This window comes from Streptomyces sp. NPDC060198 (assembly GCF_042728415.1).
Lineage (GTDB): Bacteria > Actinomycetota > Actinomycetes > Streptomycetales > Streptomycetaceae > Streptomyces.
In genome coordinates, this window is record NZ_JBHWZJ010000670.1 from 1 (window position 1) to 1,514 (window position 1,514).

Consider the following 1,514-nt stretch of genomic DNA (forward strand, 5'->3'; position numbering starts at 1 on the left):
GGGCGAAACCGACCGCCGGGCCGTCGCGTCCTCCCTCACCGGGAGGGGCGGCGGCCCGGCGGCGTTCCCGCCCCGCGACCGGACCGCCAGACCCGTACGGAAGGATGTGCTCATGACATCTCGCGCGCGACTGCACGGCTTGTGGCCCGCCCTGCTGGTCCTCACCCTCGTCGGCTGCGGCACCGAGCACGCCGTGGCGGGGGCCGAAGTCCCGGAGGGCGTAGCGGACAACGCCGAGCTGGAGGCGCGGGCGACGGCGCTCCAGACCCGGACCGACCGCGTGTACGTCACCGAGGTGCCCGGCTACACCCTGGCCACGCAGTCGGTGGGCGTGCTGGGCGACGACGGCTTCGGCAGCTCCTACACGGACAAGCACGGACACGTGATCCAGCTCGGCGTGGAGCGCGCAGACTACTCCCCCGCCGACTGCGGCAAGAAGCCGGTGAGCGACGGCTCGGCCGGGTACACCGTCTGCGAGCGCGAGGGCGAGCGCTGGTACAGCGAGACCGCCCTCGGCCGCGCCTACGCCCGCACCATGGGGGATCTCGTGGTGACGGTGAGCGCCGAACTCGCCGCCGCGGACCGGGACACCCTGCGCGCGGCTGCCGACGCGGCCCACCGGGCGGACGACGCGGAGCTCGACACCGTCCTCCCGCCACTCGGCCAGGCCCCCGGGTCGCAGCCCATCGAGCGCGGCGACCTCCCGCCGGAGGGCGACGGCGCCCCGGACAACCACGTGGGCGCGAGCGGTTGAGCCCTGTCCGCACCGGGCTGTCCCCCGAGCCCGTGGACCACGCAGAATGGCGGTCATGGACCTGACGATCAGAAGGGCCGAGACCGAGGAGTACGCGCTCCTCGGCGAGATCACGGCCCAGGCGTACCTCGGTGACGGCCTGTTGGGCGGAGGCGAGGGCGACCCCTATCTGGACCGGCTGCGGGACGTGGCCGGCCGGGCCGCCGTGGCGGAGGTGCTGGTGGCCGTGGACGACACCGGCGCCGTCCTCGGCGGGGTGACCTACGCCCCGCCCGGCAGCCCCATGTGCGACGTCGCGGCGGCGGACGAGGCGGAGTTCCGGATGCTGGCGGTGGGCAAGGCCGGGCGCGGCCGGGGAGCCGGGGAAGCCCTCGTACGTGCGTGCGCGGATCGGGCCCGGGCCACGGACGGCGTCACCGGGCTCGCTCTCTCCACCCAGCCCGCCATGACCGGGGCGCACCGGATCTACCACCGGCTCGGCTTCGCCCGTACCCCGGAACGCGACTGGTCCCCGGTGCCGGGCCTGACCCTGCTCACCTACCGGCTGGACCTGGTCCCGGCCCCGGCGGGCTGACCCGGTCCGTCCTCCGGTCGGGCCGGGAACGCGTCCCGCGGCGACCTCCCGCCGGAGGGCGACGGCGCCCCGGACAACCACGTGGGCGCGAGCGGTTGAGCCCTGGCCAACATGTGGCTGGAACCGCTACGCCCCCCGCCGCCCGGCCCGCGTCATCGCGCACACCTGCCTCCGCGCCCACACCCC

General features: G+C 75.7%; 2 protein-coding genes. Both read left to right on the top strand.

The window, feature by feature from the left end; all coding sequences use genetic code 11:
- Nucleotides 1-112 precede the first annotated feature (112 nt).
- Entirely contained in the window at nucleotides 113-754 is a 642-nt protein-coding gene (locus ACFWEP_RS34605) for a hypothetical protein (protein WP_387376266.1), read from the top strand.
- A gap of 55 nt (nucleotides 755-809) precedes the next feature.
- On the top strand, nucleotides 810-1,328 hold the full coding sequence (locus ACFWEP_RS34610; protein ID WP_387376268.1) for a GNAT family N-acetyltransferase: 519 nt from the start codon (nucleotides 810-812) through the stop codon (nucleotides 1,326-1,328).
- The last annotated feature ends 186 nt before the right edge of the window (nucleotides 1,329-1,514 follow it).